General features: G+C 39.2%; 10 protein-coding genes. 5 read left to right on the top strand and 5 right to left on the bottom strand.

The genetic code is table 11. The features are described 5' to 3' along the window. The first annotated feature begins 217 nt into the window (after nt 1-217). From Q0486_RS05245 to Q0486_RS05235, 3 genes are read left to right on the top strand one after another with little or no spacing between them, the layout of a single operon-like run. The gene (locus Q0486_RS05245) at nt 218-3,436 is read left to right on the top strand and encodes a TonB-dependent receptor (protein WP_299230913.1); all 3,219 of its coding nucleotides are present in this window, start codon (nt 218-220) and stop codon (nt 3,434-3,436) included. Nucleotides 3,437-3,454: 18 nt separating this feature from the next. Next, nucleotides 3,455-5,236, top strand: a complete 1,782-nt coding sequence (locus tag Q0486_RS05240; protein WP_299230911.1) for a RagB/SusD family nutrient uptake outer membrane protein — start codon at nt 3,455-3,457, stop codon at nt 5,234-5,236. A 31-nt stretch (nt 5,237-5,267) separates the two neighbouring features. Beyond that, nucleotides 5,268-6,845: a fibronectin type III domain-containing protein gene (locus Q0486_RS05235; RefSeq protein WP_299230909.1), complete on the top strand. Its 1,578-nt coding sequence runs from the start codon at nt 5,268-5,270 to the stop codon at nt 6,843-6,845. 296 nt (nt 6,846-7,141) lie between these two features. Here Q0486_RS05235 and Q0486_RS05230 read toward each other — a convergent pair whose 3' ends face one another. Genes Q0486_RS05230 through Q0486_RS05220 form a run of 3 tightly spaced genes read right to left on the bottom strand, consistent with a single transcriptional unit; the run spans nt 7,142 to nt 12,870 of the window. After that, nucleotides 7,142-8,506: a TolC family protein gene (locus tag Q0486_RS05230; protein WP_299230907.1), complete on the bottom strand. Its 1,365-nt coding sequence runs from the start codon at nt 8,504-8,506 to the stop codon at nt 7,142-7,144. Nucleotides 8,507-8,524: 18 nt separating this feature from the next. Continuing rightward, on the bottom strand, nt 8,525-11,722 hold the full coding sequence (locus tag Q0486_RS05225; RefSeq protein WP_299230905.1) for an efflux RND transporter permease subunit: 3,198 nt from the start codon (nt 11,720-11,722) through the stop codon (nt 8,525-8,527). A gap of 41 nt (nt 11,723-11,763) precedes the next feature. Further along, on the bottom strand, nt 11,764-12,870 hold the full coding sequence (locus tag Q0486_RS05220) for an efflux RND transporter periplasmic adaptor subunit (RefSeq protein WP_299230903.1): 1,107 nt from the start codon (nt 12,868-12,870) through the stop codon (nt 11,764-11,766). A gap of 258 nt (nt 12,871-13,128) precedes the next feature. Between Q0486_RS05220 and Q0486_RS05215 the strand changes: the two genes are divergently transcribed. Together Q0486_RS05215 and mnmA are read left to right on the top strand one after the other, a co-directional pair. Next, nucleotides 13,129-13,962 (top strand): helix-turn-helix domain-containing protein, encoded by an 834-nt coding sequence (locus tag Q0486_RS05215; RefSeq protein WP_299230901.1) that lies wholly within the window; start codon nt 13,129-13,131, stop codon nt 13,960-13,962. Between the two features lie 206 nt (nt 13,963-14,168). Then, entirely contained in the window at nt 14,169-15,221 is a 1,053-nt protein-coding gene (gene mnmA / locus Q0486_RS05210) for a tRNA 2-thiouridine(34) synthase MnmA (RefSeq protein ID WP_299230899.1), read from the top strand. Between the two features lie 170 nt (nt 15,222-15,391). Here mnmA and Q0486_RS05205 read toward each other — a convergent pair whose 3' ends face one another. Next, nucleotides 15,392-17,623 (bottom strand): hypothetical protein, encoded by a 2,232-nt coding sequence (locus Q0486_RS05205; RefSeq protein WP_299230897.1) that lies wholly within the window; start codon nt 17,621-17,623, stop codon nt 15,392-15,394. Between the two features lie 24 nt (nt 17,624-17,647). Continuing rightward, nucleotides 17,648-19,840 (bottom strand): hypothetical protein, encoded by a 2,193-nt coding sequence (locus Q0486_RS05200; RefSeq protein ID WP_299230896.1) that lies wholly within the window; start codon nt 19,838-19,840, stop codon nt 17,648-17,650. Nucleotides 19,841-19,858: the final 18 nt, after the last annotated feature.

Raw genomic sequence — 19,858 nt, 5'->3', positions numbered from 1 at the left:
TATAACTACTGTACATTTAAAATACAATTTCTGTATAACATTTTACATCCGAAAGATTTTTCCTTTATCAGGTATTTAGATTAAAAATTTTTATCTCAAATGTAAAAAAACAGTTTTTCTACTACCTAATATCAATTCTTACACATATCTTAAATCTAACAAATCTAAATTTGCGAATAGAAATTTTATTAAACATATTACTTTAATTCAAATAAAAATGTCTAAGAAAATGAAAACCACTCGCGTTAGTCTACTAACACTTTTAGTAGCAATGGTATCGCTAAGCGTATCAGCGCAAAATTTTTCAGTAAAGGGTGTTGTGAAAGACAAAAATGGAGAAACAATTATCGGTGCTTCAGTCATAGAGAAAGGGAACTCCACTAACGGAACCATCACCGACATTGACGGTAACTATAGTTTAGTCGTTTCACAAAATTCAACAATCGTATTTTCATACGTTGGAATGAAAACACTTGAAGAAGAAGTCAATGGCAGAAGTCGTATAGATGTAGTTATGACTGACGACACACAGGCTCTAGAAGAAGTCGTTGTAATCGGGTATGGTGCTGTTAAACGTAAAGACCTGACAGGATCTGTAGCAACTGTAAATTCTGAGGCTTTAACTGCTGTTCCTGTTGCATCAGCAACTGAAGCCCTGACAGGTAAAATGGCTGGTGTTCAAATTACAACAACAGAAGGTTCTCCTGACGCAGAAATGAAAATCCGTGTTCGTGGTGGAGGTTCAATTACAGGCGACAATTCGCCTCTTCTTATTGTAGATGGTTTCCCGGTTGAATCAATATCAGACATTCCTGCAAGTGACATTGAAGATATCACAGTACTGAAAGATGCTTCATCAACAGCTATTTATGGTTCAAGAGGAGCCAATGGTGTAATATTGGTAACTACAAAATCAGGAAAGGAAGGAAAAGTAAACGTTAGCTACAATGCCTATTATAGTGTCAAGAAAATTGCGAAAACATTGGATGTACTCTCGCCTGCCGACTATGCAAAATGGCAATATGAACAAGCGCTACTAAGAGGCGATAGCTATGTTGACAATTATGAAAATTATTTTGGTTCATATTCAGATATTGATCTATACAATAATATTCCATATAATGATTGGCAAGATTTGACTTTTGGACGTACCGGTACAACATTCAATCACAACCTAAGCATTACTGGAGGTAGTGATAAAATAAAGTATGCATTCAGTTATAGCCACATGAATGATAAAGCTATTATGGAAGGTTCTACTTTTAAACGAGATAACTTAAGCCTCAAACTGAATACAAAACCTGTTAAAAATGTATCTCTCGATTTCTCTGTACGCTATTCAAGTACCAATATAGGTGGAGGCGGTGCAAATGATGTATCAAGTACATACGATTCAGACAAAAGACTAAAATATTCTGTTATTTACACTCCTATACCACTAGAAAATCTTGATTCATCAGCAGGTAGCGGTGATGATGATTTAGGGAACTTATACCATCCTCTTACAGCCATTTCTGATAATGACAGAAATCAAGAAAGAAAGACACTGAACATGTCAGGAAGTTTCACATGGGAGATTTTCAAGAATTTCAAGTTCAGAACAGAATTTGGATACGATGATTACCGTAATGAAGACCAGCGCTTCTACGGTCTCACTACATATTATATCAAAAATGTACCATCAGCAGAAAATCAGGGAAAACCGGCTATTCAGTTAGCGACAACCAATCGTAATAAATTCCGTAATACAAATACCATAAATTATGATTTCTCCAAACTTATAGGTAATGATAATCATAATCTTACAGCAATGGTTGGTCACGAATGGATTATAACAGAGTCAAATGTTCTTACAAATATTGTACATGGATTCCCAGAAACATTCTCATCAGAAGATGCATGGAAACTGACTTCTATGGGTACTCCGTATTCTATTGATAATTTCTACAATCCAGATGACAAACTTTTATCATATTTTGGACGTATCAATTACGACTACCAGAGTAAATACCTTTTGAGTGCAACATTCCGTGCCGACGGTTCATCTAAATTCGCTGCCGGCAATGAGTGGGGATATTTCCCTTCAGCAGCAATAGCATGGCGTATCTCATCAGAAAAATTTATGGACCGAACCAAGAATTGGTTAGACGATTTGAAGTTACGTTTTAGTTATGGTACTGCAGGTAACAACAATATACCTTCAGGACAAATGGTTCAGACATATAGCAACTCAGCTACATCATGGATTAACGGCTTCACAAACTATTGGGCACCATCCAAAACTATGGCTAATCCTGACCTAAAATGGGAAACTACTATCACACGAAACCTTGGTTTAGATTTTACACTTCTTGGAGGTAAACTGAACGGTACATTAGAAGCATATTTGAATACGACTAAAGACCTTCTTATCCAATTCCCAGTAGGCGGTACCGGTTATGACAACCAATACAGAAACATGGGTAAAACAGAAAATAAAGGTCTTGAAGCAACTATCAACTGGGTGGTAGTTGACAAGAAGAACTGGGGTATCAGTTTAAACGCAAATATTGGATTCAACAAAAATACCATTCTTGACTTAGGGATGATGAACGATTTCGGAGCAGAAACTTACTGGGCATCTTCTGAGATAGGTAATGATTTCTGGATTTCCAAGGGTGGTTCTGTTGGAGAAATGTATGGTTACCGTGCAGACGGAAGATATGAGACTACTGATTTCGTCGGTTATGATGCCACAACTGATACATGGTTATTAAGAGACGGTGTAGTTGACTGTTCTGCTGTTGTAGGTAAGATAAGACCGGGCTCAATGAAACTGAAAAATATAGACGGTAGTGAAGATAATAAAGTTACAACTGATGACCGTGAAATTATAGGAAATGCCAATCCTTTACATACCGGTGGTTTTGGTATTAACGCTCGTTTATATGGTTTTGACCTGTCAGCTAACTTCAACTGGAGTTATGGTAACGACGTATACAATGCCAACAAAATAGAATTTACCCAAACCGGTAAATATCAATACAGAAACATGACATCTGAAATGGCAGACGGAAAGCGTTGGACAAACTTGAGACCAGATGGAACTCTTAGCCACGACCTTGAAGAACTTGCAGCCATGAATGCCAATACAACTATGTGGTCTCCGCTGACAGACAGAATGGTATTTAGCGACTGGGCAGTAGAAGATGGCTCATTCCTTCGTCTTAATACACTTACATTAGGTTATACATTGCCTAAATCATTATTAAACAAAGTAAAAATACAAAACCTACGTTTTTATATTACAGGTTATAATGTATTCTGTTTAACAAGCTATTCAGGATATGATCCGGAAGTTTCAACAATCCGTAAAACAAATCTGACACCGGGAGTTGATTATTCCGCTTATCCAAAAAGTCGTCAATTTGTCGTAGGTGTTAATTTAAACTTTTAACCATAAAATTATAAAAAGATGAAACGCTATATATACATATCATTATTTTCAGTTTCTTTGATGGGATTGGTTTCTTCATGTGATCTTGAAGCACCTTCAAAATCATCAATGGACTCTTCTGTCATATTTTCAACACCTTCATTAGCCGAAGGCGCAGTAATGGGTATTCACCAGTCATTCGGTGAAACAAATTCATATAGAGGACGCTACTTACCATACTATGGAATAAACTCAGACATAGAATGGATAAATAGTATGGATCCGACAAAAATGCCAGATGCCGGTAAATATGATTTGTGTACATATTCCAGTACAGCTACTAATACACAAATGAACACCACCAATAATGCCTACGCAAAATTCTACGAAGGTATTGAAAGAGCTAATCAGGCTATAGTCGGACTCAGGACATACGGAAATGTAGAGAATAATTCTACTATGGCACAGCTACTTGGAGAAGCACTAACACTCCGTGCCGTATTATACCTTGATTTGGTAAAAGGTTGGGGTGATGTTCCTGCACGTTTTGAACCTATAACTACAGAAACGATGTATGTCGGACGCTCAGACAGGGATGTGATTTATAAGCAATTACTTAGTGACCTTGAAGAAGCCAGCAGACTGGTAGCTTGGCCTAACGAAACCTCAGTTACAAAATCTGTTGAACGTGTAAATAAAGCATTCACGAAAGGTCTTCGTGCTCGTGTTGCCTTATATGCCGGTGGATACAGTCAAAGAGCTGATGGAATTCGCCTCAGTAATGATCCGTCATTATCTCGCGAAGCAATGTATACAATCGCACGCGATGAATGTCTGGATGTAATAGCCCATTGTCCGGAACTATCAAAACTTTCATTCAAGGATAATTTCCTGAAGTTATGTCAAGATGATGTCACAGCTGGAGCAGAATCATTGTGGGAAATCCCTTTCTCAGACGGTAGAGGTCGTGTCCTATATACATTTGGCGTAAAGCATAATGCAGCAGACCAGTACACAAAACAAGCTCAAGGTGGTGTGAACGGACCATTACCATATTTATTCTATGACTATGATGTTGATGATATTCGTAGAGATATAACTTGTGTTCCTTATGACTGGTCTAAAGAATTGGTTAACGGACGCTCAAAACAGCAGCTTCGCAGTTTAAGTAAATGGTGTTTCGGAAAATTACGCTATGAATGGATGAATCGTATAGTAACATCTACAAACGACGATGGTGTTAACTGGCAATACATGCGTTTGGCTGATGTATACCTTATGGCTGCCGAAGCGATTAATGAGCTTAGCACTCCTGCAGATGCCGCACAATATATGAAACCTGTCCTTGATCGCGCTTTACCGGCAGAGAAGGTAACAGCTTATATGGCAAAGGCTACAGCTAGCAAGGACGCATTTTTCAATGCAATTGTTGATCAAAGAGCATTCGAATTTGCCGGAGAAAGTTTAAGAAAGGCAGATTTGATAAGATGGAATCTTTTAAAAACAAAGCTTGACGAGGCTAAAGACAAAATGAGAAAACTAGCCCGTAGAGAAGCCCCATACAATGATCTTCCTGAAAAATTATATTATGAGACAGCAGAGGATGGTGAAACTCTTATTATATATGGACTTAATCATGGTGACACTGACGAAGAAGGTGAAGCTTTAGGATATGAGAGCAACACAACTTGGATTTCAACAACTAAATTGGAAGATTCGCTTATTGACGTATTATATACCCAGAACCCAGATGAAAACCAGGTCTGGCCTATATGGCAAACATTTATCGATAGTAGTAATGGAATGCTGACTAATGAATAATCTTTGAGAACACTTAGTAAAATAATTAATTATGAGAAATTATTTAAAACACAAATATATGTTAGGGCTATCACTTTTAGCCCTAACTACGGCATGTGAGGATCAGACTACTGAAATTACAAGCATTGATTATGACAGACTATTTGCACCTATTAAGCTGGAAGCACGTGTTAAAGACAGAACAAATGTAGAATTATCTTGGAATCTCACTAAAGGAGCCAATTCGTATAATATAGAGTTGTTTGCCAATGACAGTCTTACATTTGTCGGATCACCCGTACTGACATTTAGCGGAATAACAGAAGAGGAAATCCCATATACGATAAAAGGACTTGAAGGTGAAACTCAATATTCTGCAAGAATACAGTCAGTAAATGAAACAGAATCTGAAACTTCAAAATGGAGCGGAGTTTTCTTTGAAACTGATACAGAACAAATACTTTCCACTGTAACAGAAGAAGATTTGACATTCAATTCAGTTGTATTACACTGGACTCCTGGCGAAGAAGCAACAGAAATCAGATTTGAACCGGCCGATGTTGAACCTCATATAGTAACTGCAGATGAAATTGCTGCCGGTATGGCCACAATAACCGGATTAAAAGCAGAAACTGAATACACTGCAAAACTAATGAAAGGAGAAAAGACCAGGGGCACACAAAAATTCAAGACTCTTATCGATCTAGGTGGTGCAATAGAAGTCAAACCTGAATCAGACTTTATATCAATGTTAGAAAATGCCAATAATGGAGATGCATTCGCTTTACATCCGGGTACATATACAATACCTGGAGAAGAAGGTAAGGTAGGAAGTCTGAAAATTAATAAGAATATTGAAATTAAAGCAGTACGTCCTAGTGATCGTCCTATAATTAATGGTTGCATACAATTGTTAGAAGGAGCATCATTATCTATGTCACAAATTATTCTTGATGGTACAAATACAGACGGCAGTCAGACATTTGATTTCAAGACAGCGACAGAATATGGTAAGTTTATTCTTGACGATTGCGAGATCAGAAATTATACTAAAGGTTTCTATTATGTCAATGTTGCAGCAAACATTTCAGAAATTACAATCAATAACTGTCTGATACATAACATTGAATGTGACGGAGGTGACCTGTTCGATAGCAGAAAGGGATACATTGCCAAACTAAATATCACTAACTCTACAATATGGAACAGCTGCAAATCACGCGATTTCATACGTTATGATGATGCTTCAGGCAGCTTTGCCGGAGCAGCTCCTATCATAACAATAGATCACTGTACAATTGACGGAGTTTCCAATGATGCAAGTAGAAGATTGCTATATGTTCGTTTCAAAAACAATACAATTTCAATCACAAATAATATTATATCCAATATGCCGGCTTGCGGAAGAGGTTTCTCTGATCAAGGTAACACAGCCATTCCTACATTTGGAAACAATAATTACTTCAATACTACTAACCTTACATCAAAGGTTGGTGAATCAGCTGCCAAGTTCTTTGACGAAAGCGGAACAATTTTAGATCCTAAATATAAGGATGCTACAAATGGTGATTTCACTATAGGAAATGAAGACTTAATTTACAATCAGGTAGGAGATCCAAGGTGGTATTAATAAAATTTTGAATATATTAATTAGGGTGAGTCGTTCCGGCTCACCTTTTTTATTTACATAACAATTTTGATTTTAAGATCAACTACAAAATTAATCTATAAGCATATATCTTTTAACCATTTACTAGAACCATATACAGTATAAGAAAAGATTATTAGTTTAGTACATACATATTATAAAATAAAAAAGAACTGCCCGAAAATCACTTCCCAGGCAGCCCCAATCATCTAATTATCACACTAGATAATGATAACAGTTAATTTTATATGAAATGATTGTGTGTGTTTACACTATTATTATTCTCCTCTTCCACCACCAAGGGCCTGATAGAGACTTATCACACTCTGTATCTCCATAAAGCGGTTAGATACTTGTGTTAGTTGTGCATTGAGCAATGACTGACGTGCAGTCAATACCTCAAGATAGTTTGTTGTTCCGTATTCCATAAGCAGCGAAGTGCTCATTACAGTCTTTTCCAAAGCCTTTACCTGCTTCTGATAAAGATCTGTTTTCAACTTGCATGACTGATATGCTGTAAGTGCATCGTTCACCTCTGCTCCTGCATTCAACAATGTTTGCTGGAAATTCAGACTGGCCTCTTCCTGCTGTGCTTTTGCTATACGGAGTTGTGCAATGTTCTGTCCACGGTTAAAAAGAGGTAAAGTAAGCTGTCCTACTGCATTAGCAATGAACTTGGCAGGATTAACTATTATCGATCCTGCAAGATTTGTCCATCCGGCAGTTCCACTAAGTACTATCGAAGGATAGAAAGCCGAACGTGCCTGGTTAGTAACATAAAATGCAGCCTCAAGAGATCGTTCAGCCGAACGGACGTCAGGACGGTTTGACAACATTTGCAATGGCACACCAACAGACAGATCCTCAGGCATCTTCTGATCCGCTAATTTCCCGCGCTCATAATCACGTGGAGTTTCTGCCAGAAGCAGTGCCATACTGTTCAATGTCTGATTTATCTGTTCTTTCAGATCAATTACAGACGTCTGCACACTGTAATATGTAGCTTCCATCTGTGAAACGCCAGCTTCATTATACTGTCCGGCATCCATAAGCGCACGTGCAGCATCCACAGTTTCTTTCCATGCAGTTTCTGTCTCCTGCGACAACGCCAACTGTTCGTCAAGCATAAGAAGTGTATAATATGTATTGGCTACACTAGCTATCAGCTGCGAACGTACCGCCTGCTTATAATCAATGCTTTGGGCATATAATGCCTGAGCCTGTTTCTTGGAATTGCGCATACGTCCGAAGATATCAAGTTCCCAACTTGCTGTAACAGGAAGCTGATATGATTTTGTGGCTTTCTGACCATCGAAACTGCTGATTGTTCCCTGTGGAGCCAAAGCGAATGATGGTAGGAAAGCAAGCTTCGAAGCAAGTAGAGTTGCTTTCGACTCTTCTATTCTCAACTGTGCAGACTGATAATCGGTATTGTTTTGTAATGCTTGTTCTATTAAGGTCTGCAGATGAGGATCTGTGAAAACCTCTTTCCAGTCAGAATTGCCGAAGTTCAGTGTATCTGTAACCTCTACCTTTTCTCCGTACAAGCTGTCAGGAACAGTCTCAACAGGTTTATATTTTGTATATATACCACAGCTGCTTAACATTGCAGCTGTAGTAGTGAGTATTATTAATTTCTTCATGTGTTATTCTTTTAATGATTATACCTGTTCATCATTTTTTAAAGCACTTCTCTCTTCAAGACTGCGTTCATGTTCTAATTTAAACTGTGCATCTCCTTCTACCTGCATAGGTTTGCGGATTTTCTCTTGAAGATACTCAAAAGTTATATAGAACACAGGCACCACAAAAAGAAGAGCCAAAGTACCGATAAGCATACCACCAACAACACCTGTACCCAATGAACTGTTACCGTTAGCTCCAGCACCGGTTGCAAACATAAGCGGGATCATACCGAAAATCATTGTCAATACAGTCATCAGGATAGGACGCAAACGGGCTTGAGCAGCAGAATACGCAGATTCTATAATACCCATTCCTCTACGACGACGCTCCAACGCATATTCCGTAATCAGAATAGCCGTCTTTGACAGCAAACCAATCAACATGATCACACCTGTCTGAAGATAGATATTGTTTTCCAAACCGAACAACTTGGCAAACAAGAAACTACCCATCAAGCCGAACGGAACTGAAAGAATAACAGCCAAAGGAACAAGGAAGCTTTCATACAGACATGAAAGGATAAGATATATAAGAACTACACATATTATATATATAAATACAGTCTGTGAACCTCCACTCTGTGATTCCTCACGAGCAATACCACCATATTCATATCCATATCCGGTAGGAAGAGTCTGAGCGGCAACCTCTTTTATTGCGTTCTGTACTTCACCTGTTGAATATCCTGCCTGAGCGTTAACATTTACATTTATAGAGCTGTAAAGATTGAATCGTTTTGCAACTTCAGCCCCCATTACATTCCTCAATGTAACAAATTGTCCCAATGGAGCCATTTCTGACCCATTACGTACATACATATTATTGAGAGACTGTTCATCAAGACGATATTCAGGTGATGCCTGAAGCATTACACGATATACCTTACCGAATTCATTGAAGTTTGATACATACGAACCACCACAATAACTACCCAAAACAGATAGAACATCCGATGGAGATATTCCTGCACGCTTACATTTAGCAGCATCTATATCAACAGCTATCTGTGGGAAGTTCATGGCGTAAGAGGTATATGCCATAGCTACCTCAGGACGTTGGTTCAAAGCTCCAAGGAAATTCATGACATGTCCGAAGAACACTGACATATCACCTCCGGTCTTATCCTGCATATACAATTCTACAGAGTTACCCATACCGTAACCAGGAATCATACCAGTCTGGAAGCAGAAGATCTGAGCTTCCTTTATTTGGGCAAACTGTGCATTCAGTCGAGCAAGAACGGCATCGGCAGAATGTTCCGTTCCCTTACGTTCATCCCATGGTTTAAGATCGACGATACATGATGCATACGAAGTTCCCTGACCTGAAATAAGACCATAACCTGATGTGGCACTATAGTTATCAACCTCAGGAGTATTCTCCAAAATATCTTTTACTTTTTCCAATACCTTGACTGTTTCAGTAAGAGTACTACCAGGAGATGTACTGATATTAACCATAACTGTTCCCTGGTCTTCCTGTGGAACCAGACCCGTCTTAGTAGTCTTCATAAAGAATACCAGCAAAACTACAGATACGATGAGTGCTGCCCAAACTATCCATCTGTGATGAATTGCAAACATTACTCCTTTCTTATATTTATTCATTGTAGCATTGAAAGAAGCATTATATGCAGCCTTTACACGACCGTTAAAGCTTTTGGCACTCTTCTGTCCGTCAGACGGCCTCATCATTATGGCACAAAGAGCAGGACAAAGAACCAAGGCACAAATCATGGACAAACCTACTGAAGTAGCCATTGTGATACCAAACTGAGTATAGAATATACCAGATGTACCTCCCATGAATGTTACAGGGATAAACACAGCCATAAACACACATGTACATGAGATAACGGCCATAGTTACATCACTCAACGCATCTTTTGTTGCCAGATACGGGGAAGTGTAGCCTGAATCGAATTTCTCCTGTACAGCTTCCACCACCACAATGGCATCATCCACCACGGTACCAATAGCAAGCACAAGCGCAAACAAAGTAAGAATGTTTATACTGAAACCTGCTGCAACAAGGCAGGCAAACGTACCGATAAGAGATACAATGATTGAAATAGAAGGAATCAATGTACTCTTGAAATCCTGCAAGAAGAAGTAAACCACAAGAATAACAAGTATGATTGCTATTACAAGTGTTTCCACAACGTTGTGGATAGATGCATAAAGGAAGTCATTCGAACTCATCATCTGAACGAACTCTACGCCAGGAGGAAGAGCCTCAGACATTTCTTCCAGTCGTTTTGTTATGGCTTCATTAACTTCTGTCGCATTGGCACCTGCAACCTGGAAAGTAAGGAAAGTCACACCAGGACGGTCATTTACTTCACCATGGAAACTATATGACAATCGCCCTAATTCAACCTTGGCTATATCTTTAAGTCTAAGGACAGAACCGTCATCATTTGAACGTATTACAATATCCTCAAACTGTTCAACAGATTTAAGACGTCCTTTATATTTCAAGGCATACTGGAACACATTCGGAGAGTTCTCACCCAAATTACCTGCAGGAGCTTCAATGTTCTGTTCACCAAGCACTGCGGTAACATCGGCTGGTACAAGACCATACTGAGCCATACGTTCAGGATTAAGCCATATACGCATACTGTAAGTATCTCCAAGCAATGTTGCATCACCTACACCTTCGATACGTTTAATTTCCGGTATGACATTAATATCCAGATAGTTGGCAAGGAATGTCTCATCATATTTCCCATCTGTACTAACCAAAGAGTTAATCTGAAGGAAACTTGTCTGTCTTTTTGCTGTAGAGACACCGATTTTTGTTACTTCGGACGGCAACAATCCCTGCGCCTTTGATACACGGTTCTGCACATTGACAGCAGCCATATCAGGATCTGTACCCTGCTTGAAATAGACCTGTATTGTAGCCGAACCAGAGTTTGTTGCGGTAGAAGTGATATACATCATGTTTTCCACACCGTTTATACTCTCTTCCAACGGCATTATAACACTGTTCATTACCGCATCGGCACTGGCTCCCGTATATGTAGCATCAACCACAACTGTAGGAGGAGCTATATCAGGATACTGTTCTACCGGCAACGATATGAGTGAGATAAATCCCACCAACAAAATCACGATGGAGATGGAAATAGCCATCACCGGTCGTTTTATAAATATATTTCCTTTCATTGTTATTCTTTATTAATTAAAGTCACATCAACTCTGTTTGTTTATTTTACCTGAGTTCCTTCGCGAAGAAGACCTGCTCCCTTAGCAACTATTTCATCGCCCGGATTAAGACCTTCGAGTACGATATACTCTCGTCCGTCATTATAGGCGGCAACCTTAATTAATGTTGTCACAGCCTTGCCGTCAACAACCCTAAACACTGAAATCTTATCTTGTTGTTTTACTGTAGCTTCCTGAGGTATCACTATATAATCGCTGTATGTACTTGGTATCAACACCTTGCCGGATGAACCGCTCAACAACAGACCTTTCTCGTTAGGGAATACGGCACGTACACCAACTGTACCAGTCTGTGTATCTATTACTCCACTGATAGATTCGATCTTTCCTTTTTCTGAATATGTAGTACCATCATTCAGTTCAAGCGATATTTCCGGCATTTTAGCTATAGCCTCATCCATAGAACCATAGTCACGAACCATACCGAGTACCTGATTTTCTGTCATAGAAAAATAAACATACATTTCAGAGTTATCAGAAACGGTAGTCAACGGCTGTGTCATAGACGGACTTACCAATGTACCTACACGATATGGCAACATACCTACCACACCATTGCTAGGACTTTTCACTTCAGTGTATGACAAATCATTACGGGCATTGACTTCCTGGGCCTCTGCCTGTGCCAATTGGGCTTTCGCTGTCAAATACTGATTTTCCGAAGTTTGCAATGTAAATTCCGATACCACCTTTTTAGCATACAGTTCCTTATTACTGTTATAAGTCAATTCCGAAGTTGCCAAAGCAGCCTGTGCCGACTTCACGTTCGCTACTGCTGTATTGAGTGCAGCCTTGTAAGGAACCTGGTCGATAATGAAAAGTACTTGGTCTTTTCTTACCTTCTCACCTTCTGTTACACATAATTTCTGTATTGTACCTGATACCTGCGGCATGATATTGATATCCTGGCGTCCGCGGATTGTAGCCGAATAATTTGTTTCTACAACCTTGTCAGCTTTTGCCACAACCATTGTTTCATAACCACCGGTTTGCATTTCTCCTTTTTGAGTTTGTCCACACGAAGCGAACCCGATTGCGCAACCAACTATCCCCATCAGTTGCAACCATTTTTTGTTTACTGTTACCATATAAATCTTTTTACTTTAAAATTCGTGGCAAAATTAAGTTAATTGCGAAGAACGTTAATTTTCTTTTTTACAGCACAATTGTTCAAAAACGGAACTCACTGTCCGGTTTATAAATTATTAAGACCTTAAATATTTTTTATTTAACGAAGAATAAATAATAAAAAAACAACGCAATATATTACAGAATTGCAATTTTAGATACTATTTTTACTATGTATTTTTATTGATATAAATTGTTATTAACAAAATTGAAACTATATGCATATATTTCAACTGCCAGATGATGAAATTTTCAAAGCAGGAGCAGACAAGAATGAATGGTTACCTCAGGGTAAAACCATGAAAGTAGATGTAGACACAATTATCTTTTGCAGAAAAGGTACGGCAAACATAGAAATAGACCTTATCCCATACGAACTGGTAGCCAATACACAGCTAATAATAATAGCAGGAAGCATATTCCACAATATCAGCAATAGTGACGATTTTATGATCTCATATATAACATTCAAACACGAAGTTTACGACGAAGCAACCGCACAATTGGAACCTTCGTTTACTTTTTTTCTGAAAGAATATCCCTGTGTACAATTAGGAGAAAAAAGAATAAACAAGATGAACTATCTGGTAGAAGCTATGGAAGATTTTTATAACGAAAAGACCAACTGTTTCAGAGTAAAAATCTTCAAAAACAATATCCAAAGTTTCCTGCTTGATGTATATGACAAGACAAGGACACTTTTCAAAATAGACAAATCGGAAGAAGTGGGAAGAAGAGAGGAATTGTTTATCAAATTCATTCACCTTATACATAAGTATTGCCCTCAACAAAGAGAAGTTGGATTTTACGCAGAAAAATTATACATAACATCACGCTACTTATCGTCAATAACACAAAATGTTGCGGACAAATCAGCCAAATACATTATCGACAAACATGCAATACAGAGAATAAAGATAATGCTTAAATACTCAAATATGTCCATACAGGATATCTCGTATGAATTAAACTTTCCTGATCAATCATTCTTTTCGAGATATTTTAAAAAACATACAGGCATGAGTCCACTAGAGTATAGAGCAAAACCTTAATAAGTGTATAACATACGGCAAGAATACTAAATAGTGTTATAAAACATAAGTTTTCGCACACAAAGCTTGCAGATAACAAAAAAGTCCGTACCTTTGTACTGTGTTTTTCATAGTATTAGATTTTAAGGTTAACAAAGGTTGGAGTACAGCGGTACTCCTTTTTTTATGCCCTTACGTCAAGCTATCATTTTCAACGATACAGAATTATGGAAGAAAACAATAAAGTATTATTAGGGATGAGTGGAGGTACAGACAGTTCTGTAGCCGCTATGTTGCTTTTGGATGCAGGATACGAAGTTACAGGAACAACATTCCGTTTCTTTGAAAAAGATAACAATACCGAATATCTGGACGACGCACGAGAGCTTTGCTCCAGACTTGGCATTCCGCACATTACTTACGACCTCAGAGACAGATTCAAGAAATACATCATAGACTATTTCATAAAGGAATATATGACAGGGAGAACCCCTGTTCCATGTACGCTGTGCAACAACTATCTGAAATGGCCCATACTTAAAGAAATAGCCGACAGAGAAGGAATATACTATATTGCCACAGGACATTACGTACAAAAGACATTATGCGACGGTTATTGGCATATCAAGAGTGGTACTGACCCTGACAAAGACCAGTCTTTCTTCCTATGGGGACTCCCGCAGGATATTATGAAGCGGATGGTACTGCCGTTGGGAAATATAACTAAGACAAGAGTCAGAGAAATTGCAGCAGAAAAAGGCTTCATGAAAGCATCCGTAAAGAAAGACAGTCTTGGAGTATGCTTCTGCCCTATGGATTACAGAAGTTTTTTGCGCAAGAATGTCAATACTGACTCAATCAGCCCCGGCATATTCTGTGATGAGGAAGGCAATAACATAGGGAAACATGAAGGATATCCCTTTTATACAATAGGACAACGCAGAGGATTGGGTATATACATGAACAAGGCATTGTTCGTAAAAGAAATTCTTCCTGAAGAAAACAAGGTCATAATAAGCGACAAACTGTCTTCGCTTGAACACAGCGAAATGTGGCTCACAGACTGGAATATAATAAACCCGGAATCTCTGTTGGATAAGGATGATGTAATAGTAAAAATAAGATATCGGAAGCAGGCGAACAGATGTACCGTTACAATGACCGGTGACGGACTGTTACACGTAAAGCTTCATGAACCGTTGGCAGCAATTGCTCCCGGACAAGCGGCTGCATTCTACAGGAACGATATTGTTCTCGGTGGAGGAATCATAAACAAGTAAAAAAAAGATTTCTAGCAGGAAGAAAAGTTCGTCGCGTGCTTTTATTTTCTATAAATATAATCTATGTTTATGCAAATACAACTTGTATTCTTATAAACATAAGTTATATTTATAAAAACACAAGTTGTATTTATAGATAATGTCAGTCCGTTTAGTGTTTACTGACAGTATCAATATATGTATTCCACATCAGACTTCTTAAATCTCAGGATACGGGTATCATTCGGACCTGCCGAGTTCTTTGACGGATAAAGACCATTCATTCCTCCAACGAAAAACCATCCCTGCCCATTTGAAGGATTATGAACAGCAATCAACAGATTATTATAATGGCCATGTTTTATACCGTCATTATTCCACTGCGGACTTGAGCCATACCACACAACCGGTTCATACTCTGTTTCCGACTGGTTATACATAGATATATAAATAAGATCTGTCAGTGACACTGTCCCTACGGTAACATCATTTCTTCTGCGTTGTCTGCGCTGAATAGTTGTACTTCCATTCCATGCAGTAGTATGCGAACCGTCCCACATAAGCCAAATAGTTCCGCTTGTAGAATTGAATACTCTTTCAAAATTCTCCATAGATGGCAATTCATAACCGTCAGGAGCCAAAGCCTTGGCGTCTATCTTATTAATATGCTCGGTACTTGAAGAATAACCTTCCAGCTTCGCCACTCCTCCATCGTCTATTACCTGAAGTCCTTGCGAACTCTTACCCTGATAATTCCATTTCCAAAGATTGAAGAACTCATCAGCCGTACAGTCCCTCAAATAATCGAATACTGTCTTTCCGGCCATTGCTGCAGGATCTGCCGATGAAAGAATCTGTTCTGAAAAGTTTTTCGCATCACCTATGGCATTATACTTACACCACCACACACCATTAAGTTTTGTAACAGGCAATCCCCAGTTACGGCGTGAAATAACGTATTCCTCTCTTTCAGAGCCATCAGCCGAGTTACTTATTACTATGCGCGCCTTCTGTACTCTGCCGTTTGCAGTCCTGTCGTTAGGGCGCCATCCTCCAATTACACGTACTCTCTGACCTGACGCATCGAGTTTAATCCATTCGTCTTCTCCTTCATCGTACTCAACAGTTATCGACTTCGATGCCGGAACTGTAAAGACACCAAGCTCATTATCAATATATTTTCCGAAATCGAATGATGCACTGTCTTCAAAATGTATCAGTCCTTCCAGTTTAACCGGATGCTCAGACATTACAACATTTATATAATCATCAGCATAATTCTCATTCAGTCCCTTACGATGAAACATAAGTTTTCTCTCTACACGTTCCATACCCGGATACCACAGTTTCTTTGTTATGCGGAAAAGATTCTTTCCAATATTCTCCGCACCTCCTATACGTTCCACGGTCATTGGAAGTTCAGGATCGGCTATCAACTCCAGTTCATCGTCGCAATCTATGGAGAGAACGAAATCCGAAGCATAGTGTGACAAGACTATTCCCCTGCGGTCTGCATCCACCTCTGTATTTGCAGGAAATGATGTCCCTTCTAAATCCACCGTCAGACCTCTTTCATTTGGCGCCAGATTAAAGTCACCTCCGTTTTCCCAGTCTGTCACACTTAAGGTTACATCAGCCTGCACAGATGCCTTGAACACATTGATAGTATAAACACTGTTTCTCTTTAGTGTGGAAGGCAAAGCAACTTCTTTTTCCACAGTTTCGCCATCTACATTTATAGTCAACACTGCAGAGATATTCTCCGATGCCTGTTCGCACAGATAAGCCACTCCACATGTGTTACCGGTAAGAGGAGTTTCTATGACAGGAGTAACATCGTTGTAACCTGTACTTTCCGGTGATTCTACAGTATGACGGCGGTTCAGATACGACAGCTGTGCAATATTCTTGAACGTGATAGCCGATACGGACAAATTATGCTCTTCAGAAACCTTGACATCTATACGTGCTACTCCTCTGTAAAGCTGCAAAACTCCATGGGACTCATTTGAAATGTCAATAACACCACTCATATATGTAAGGTTGACACCTCCAGCATGTGGTATTACAGTTGACAACCACTCTTCCTCGGTCATACCTATATTATAAAATGAAGCGGAATTGTTTCCTTCAATATTGGCCACCATATAAAGACGTCCCTTACTGTCATCTATTTTGATACCAGCCAAAGGATCTATATCAGCATAAACACGTGTCATAACACCATTTTCAAAAAGACAGGCATGTAGTGTTTCCATCTCATTCTTTTCTGCTGTTTCATCATTCCCGGATGTGTAATTATATGATACCACTCGTGGTAATATTACAGAATTTGCTCCATTCAGTTCGTTCATCACTTCTTTATCTGTACATGAAACTACAGCAAGCGAAATAATTATGGCAAATATGTTTTTTATAGACATGTCTTTTTATTATTTACAGATTAATTAATAAATATATTCAACAGGAGTTTTCACACATCGTATGGTTCTGGTCTTCTGCGCATTACTTGCCGCAAATTTGAACCAGTTTCCTCTGCCTTCACTCTTGGAATAGCCTTCTATGAGCCATGTACTGCCGGAATTGCCGTATGTGGCAAACTGAATCATTTTCTTCGATATACCTGTTTCGCTCCACTGATGGCCGAGACCGCATAATACAAGGTGCTCTCCTTCATACTCAAAATCATAGAAAGTAACGTTTCCGTACTCATAGCCCAGGAACATGGCTTCCCTCTCTACCACAGAGAAGTTTAATCTCTGCCCCAAACCATTATTGAACGCGCCCGGATTAAAATAGCCTAAATTACAGTTATTACCCCAGTTGAAGAATCTGTAATCGTTATAATCCGGTATTTCATAACCGTCAGGAGCCATATAACCAGGATTCAGTGTACCGAAATTATCAGTCTTCGTAGAATATCCTTCAAACAAAAATCCTGTTCCGTCATTCTTCAATTTCAGGCCATCGCGATTACCTGCCTGATACTGATCTCCAAGAATATTCAGGAACTCATCATCCGTACATTCGGTCAGATAGTCTGCAACATTTCCATCACGTGCAGGATCGTTTGAAACAAGGATCTGGTCGGTAAAATCTTTAACGTTTCCGCGCAGATTGTATTTACACCACCATGTACCGTTTATGTTTACCACTGGAAGTCCCCAATTCTGTCTCTTTACCGTATAGGTCTCACTATGCACACCTGACACGTCGGAAATCAAAATTCTTCCTTCCTGTATTCTTCCATCAGCATCAGCGTCATTCGGGCGCCATCCTCCCAAAATACGGTATGTGCCATCTGCTGTTTCTTCCAGTTTCATCCATTCCGGTGAGTTATCGTCGAATTCCAGTCTTATAACTTTATCATCCGGAACACTCAATACAGCCAGTTCACCGTCTATATATCGTCCGAAATCGCAAACGTAATTATCATCAAAACTCAACTGCCCCTGTATCTTAACCGGATTAGCCAAAAATACAAGAACAACTCTACCACGTAATGCATCACCGTTATGTACATTAACATACATGTATCCGTCCACACTACCAATAATCTTATTACTGCTGCTCACATTCAAACTGCACACATTATCAAGATTTCCGGAACGAGAAACAGTGACATCAACACCTTTCACCAAGCCATCCACATTCACAGTTGAACCTAACTCACCGCTTATGGCAAGACTGAAGTTTGTTTCCCATGATGGTATAAAAACAGAATCGCGTGTCTCATTAACTCTAATGCCATCACTCAGTACCGAGTTATCAACATCTACAAAAGCATTTATAAGTCCGTCTGAGGTTGTTCCGTCGCCTTCCTGCCATGAGCCTTCAACTACTTTCACACTAAAGTCCTCACCATCACCATATACTTTAAGGGTATAAACCTTATTGCGCGAAATATCCGGTAAAACAGTTCTCAGCCTGTGCCATGAACCAGAGGATGTAACCATTATTTCTACCTCAAAGTTCTTACCTTCCTGATGCGGAAGATAAAACAAAGTTTCTTCAGCCGATGTCAGAGGACTGTCAGCATAATCTTTCACCATATCAACCGGCTGGGGTATGTTTCCACCATTACCTCCCTCAATTACATAACCTTCAGGGCATACATTCTTCACCTTTACACTATTCACCGAAACGTTATTGATTGGAGAGCTTATATCTATTCTCGCAACAGAACGTTTCATTGCTACTGCTACAGACGATGTCTGTCGGCTTATAGTTGACATGCCGGACAGAAACATTCCACCCGATACCATTTCATCGGCTCCGGCAGTCATTGCCTGGAAATCTGACTCAGAAGTCACGCCTACTTCAAAACCACGATCGAAAACGAGATTTCCTGCGTTAATCATAAAATATACATTACCACTCATGACAGAAGGCTTAAGAGACACTACTCCATCTGTTCCCGGCTCAAGCGTATCAAACACCTCCATTAATATGCCACCATCAAAACGATATGCCGACACATTCTCTACCTCATCAGATTCTGCGGCAGAAGTACTGAGCAATGACAGTCTGGCAGCCACGACATCACCTGACGAATTCCCGGAGGATATGCTGTCATCACTACATGAGTAAAGAGAAATCAATAATAATGCAGATAATATATTTACAAGTCTTACTCCCATATTGAAATATTGTTTATG

This window comes from uncultured Bacteroides sp., from assembly GCF_937912035.1.
Classification (GTDB): Bacteria; Bacteroidota; Bacteroidia; order Bacteroidales; family Bacteroidaceae; genus Phocaeicola.
This window is presented reverse-complemented; position numbering and strand designations above follow the sequence as displayed.

What these genes read in the sequence shown, in the direction of transcription:
- Q0486_RS05230 (WP_299230907.1), bottom strand. Translation starts at nt 8,506, where the DNA reads ATGAAGAAATTAATAATACTCACTACTACAGCTGCAATGTTAAGCAGC.
- Q0486_RS05200 (WP_299230896.1), bottom strand. Translation starts at nt 19,840, where the DNA reads ATGGGAGTAAGACTTGTAAATATATTATCTGCATTATTATTGATTTCT.
- Q0486_RS05235 (WP_299230909.1), top strand. Translation starts at nt 5,268, where the DNA reads ATGAGAAATTATTTAAAACACAAATATATGTTAGGGCTATCACTTTTA.
- mnmA (WP_299230899.1), top strand. Translation starts at nt 14,169, where the DNA reads ATGGAAGAAAACAATAAAGTATTATTAGGGATGAGTGGAGGTACAGAC.
- Q0486_RS05220 (WP_299230903.1), bottom strand. Translation starts at nt 12,870, where the DNA reads ATGGTAACAGTAAACAAAAAATGGTTGCAACTGATGGGGATAGTTGGT.
- Q0486_RS05240 (WP_299230911.1), top strand. Translation starts at nt 3,455, where the DNA reads ATGAAACGCTATATATACATATCATTATTTTCAGTTTCTTTGATGGGA.
- Q0486_RS05215 (WP_299230901.1), top strand. Translation starts at nt 13,129, where the DNA reads ATGCATATATTTCAACTGCCAGATGATGAAATTTTCAAAGCAGGAGCA.
- Q0486_RS05205 (WP_299230897.1), bottom strand. Translation starts at nt 17,623, where the DNA reads ATGTCTATAAAAAACATATTTGCCATAATTATTTCGCTTGCTGTAGTT.
- Q0486_RS05225 (WP_299230905.1), bottom strand. Translation starts at nt 11,722, where the DNA reads ATGAAAGGAAATATATTTATAAAACGACCGGTGATGGCTATTTCCATC.
- Q0486_RS05245 (WP_299230913.1), top strand. Translation starts at nt 218, where the DNA reads ATGTCTAAGAAAATGAAAACCACTCGCGTTAGTCTACTAACACTTTTA.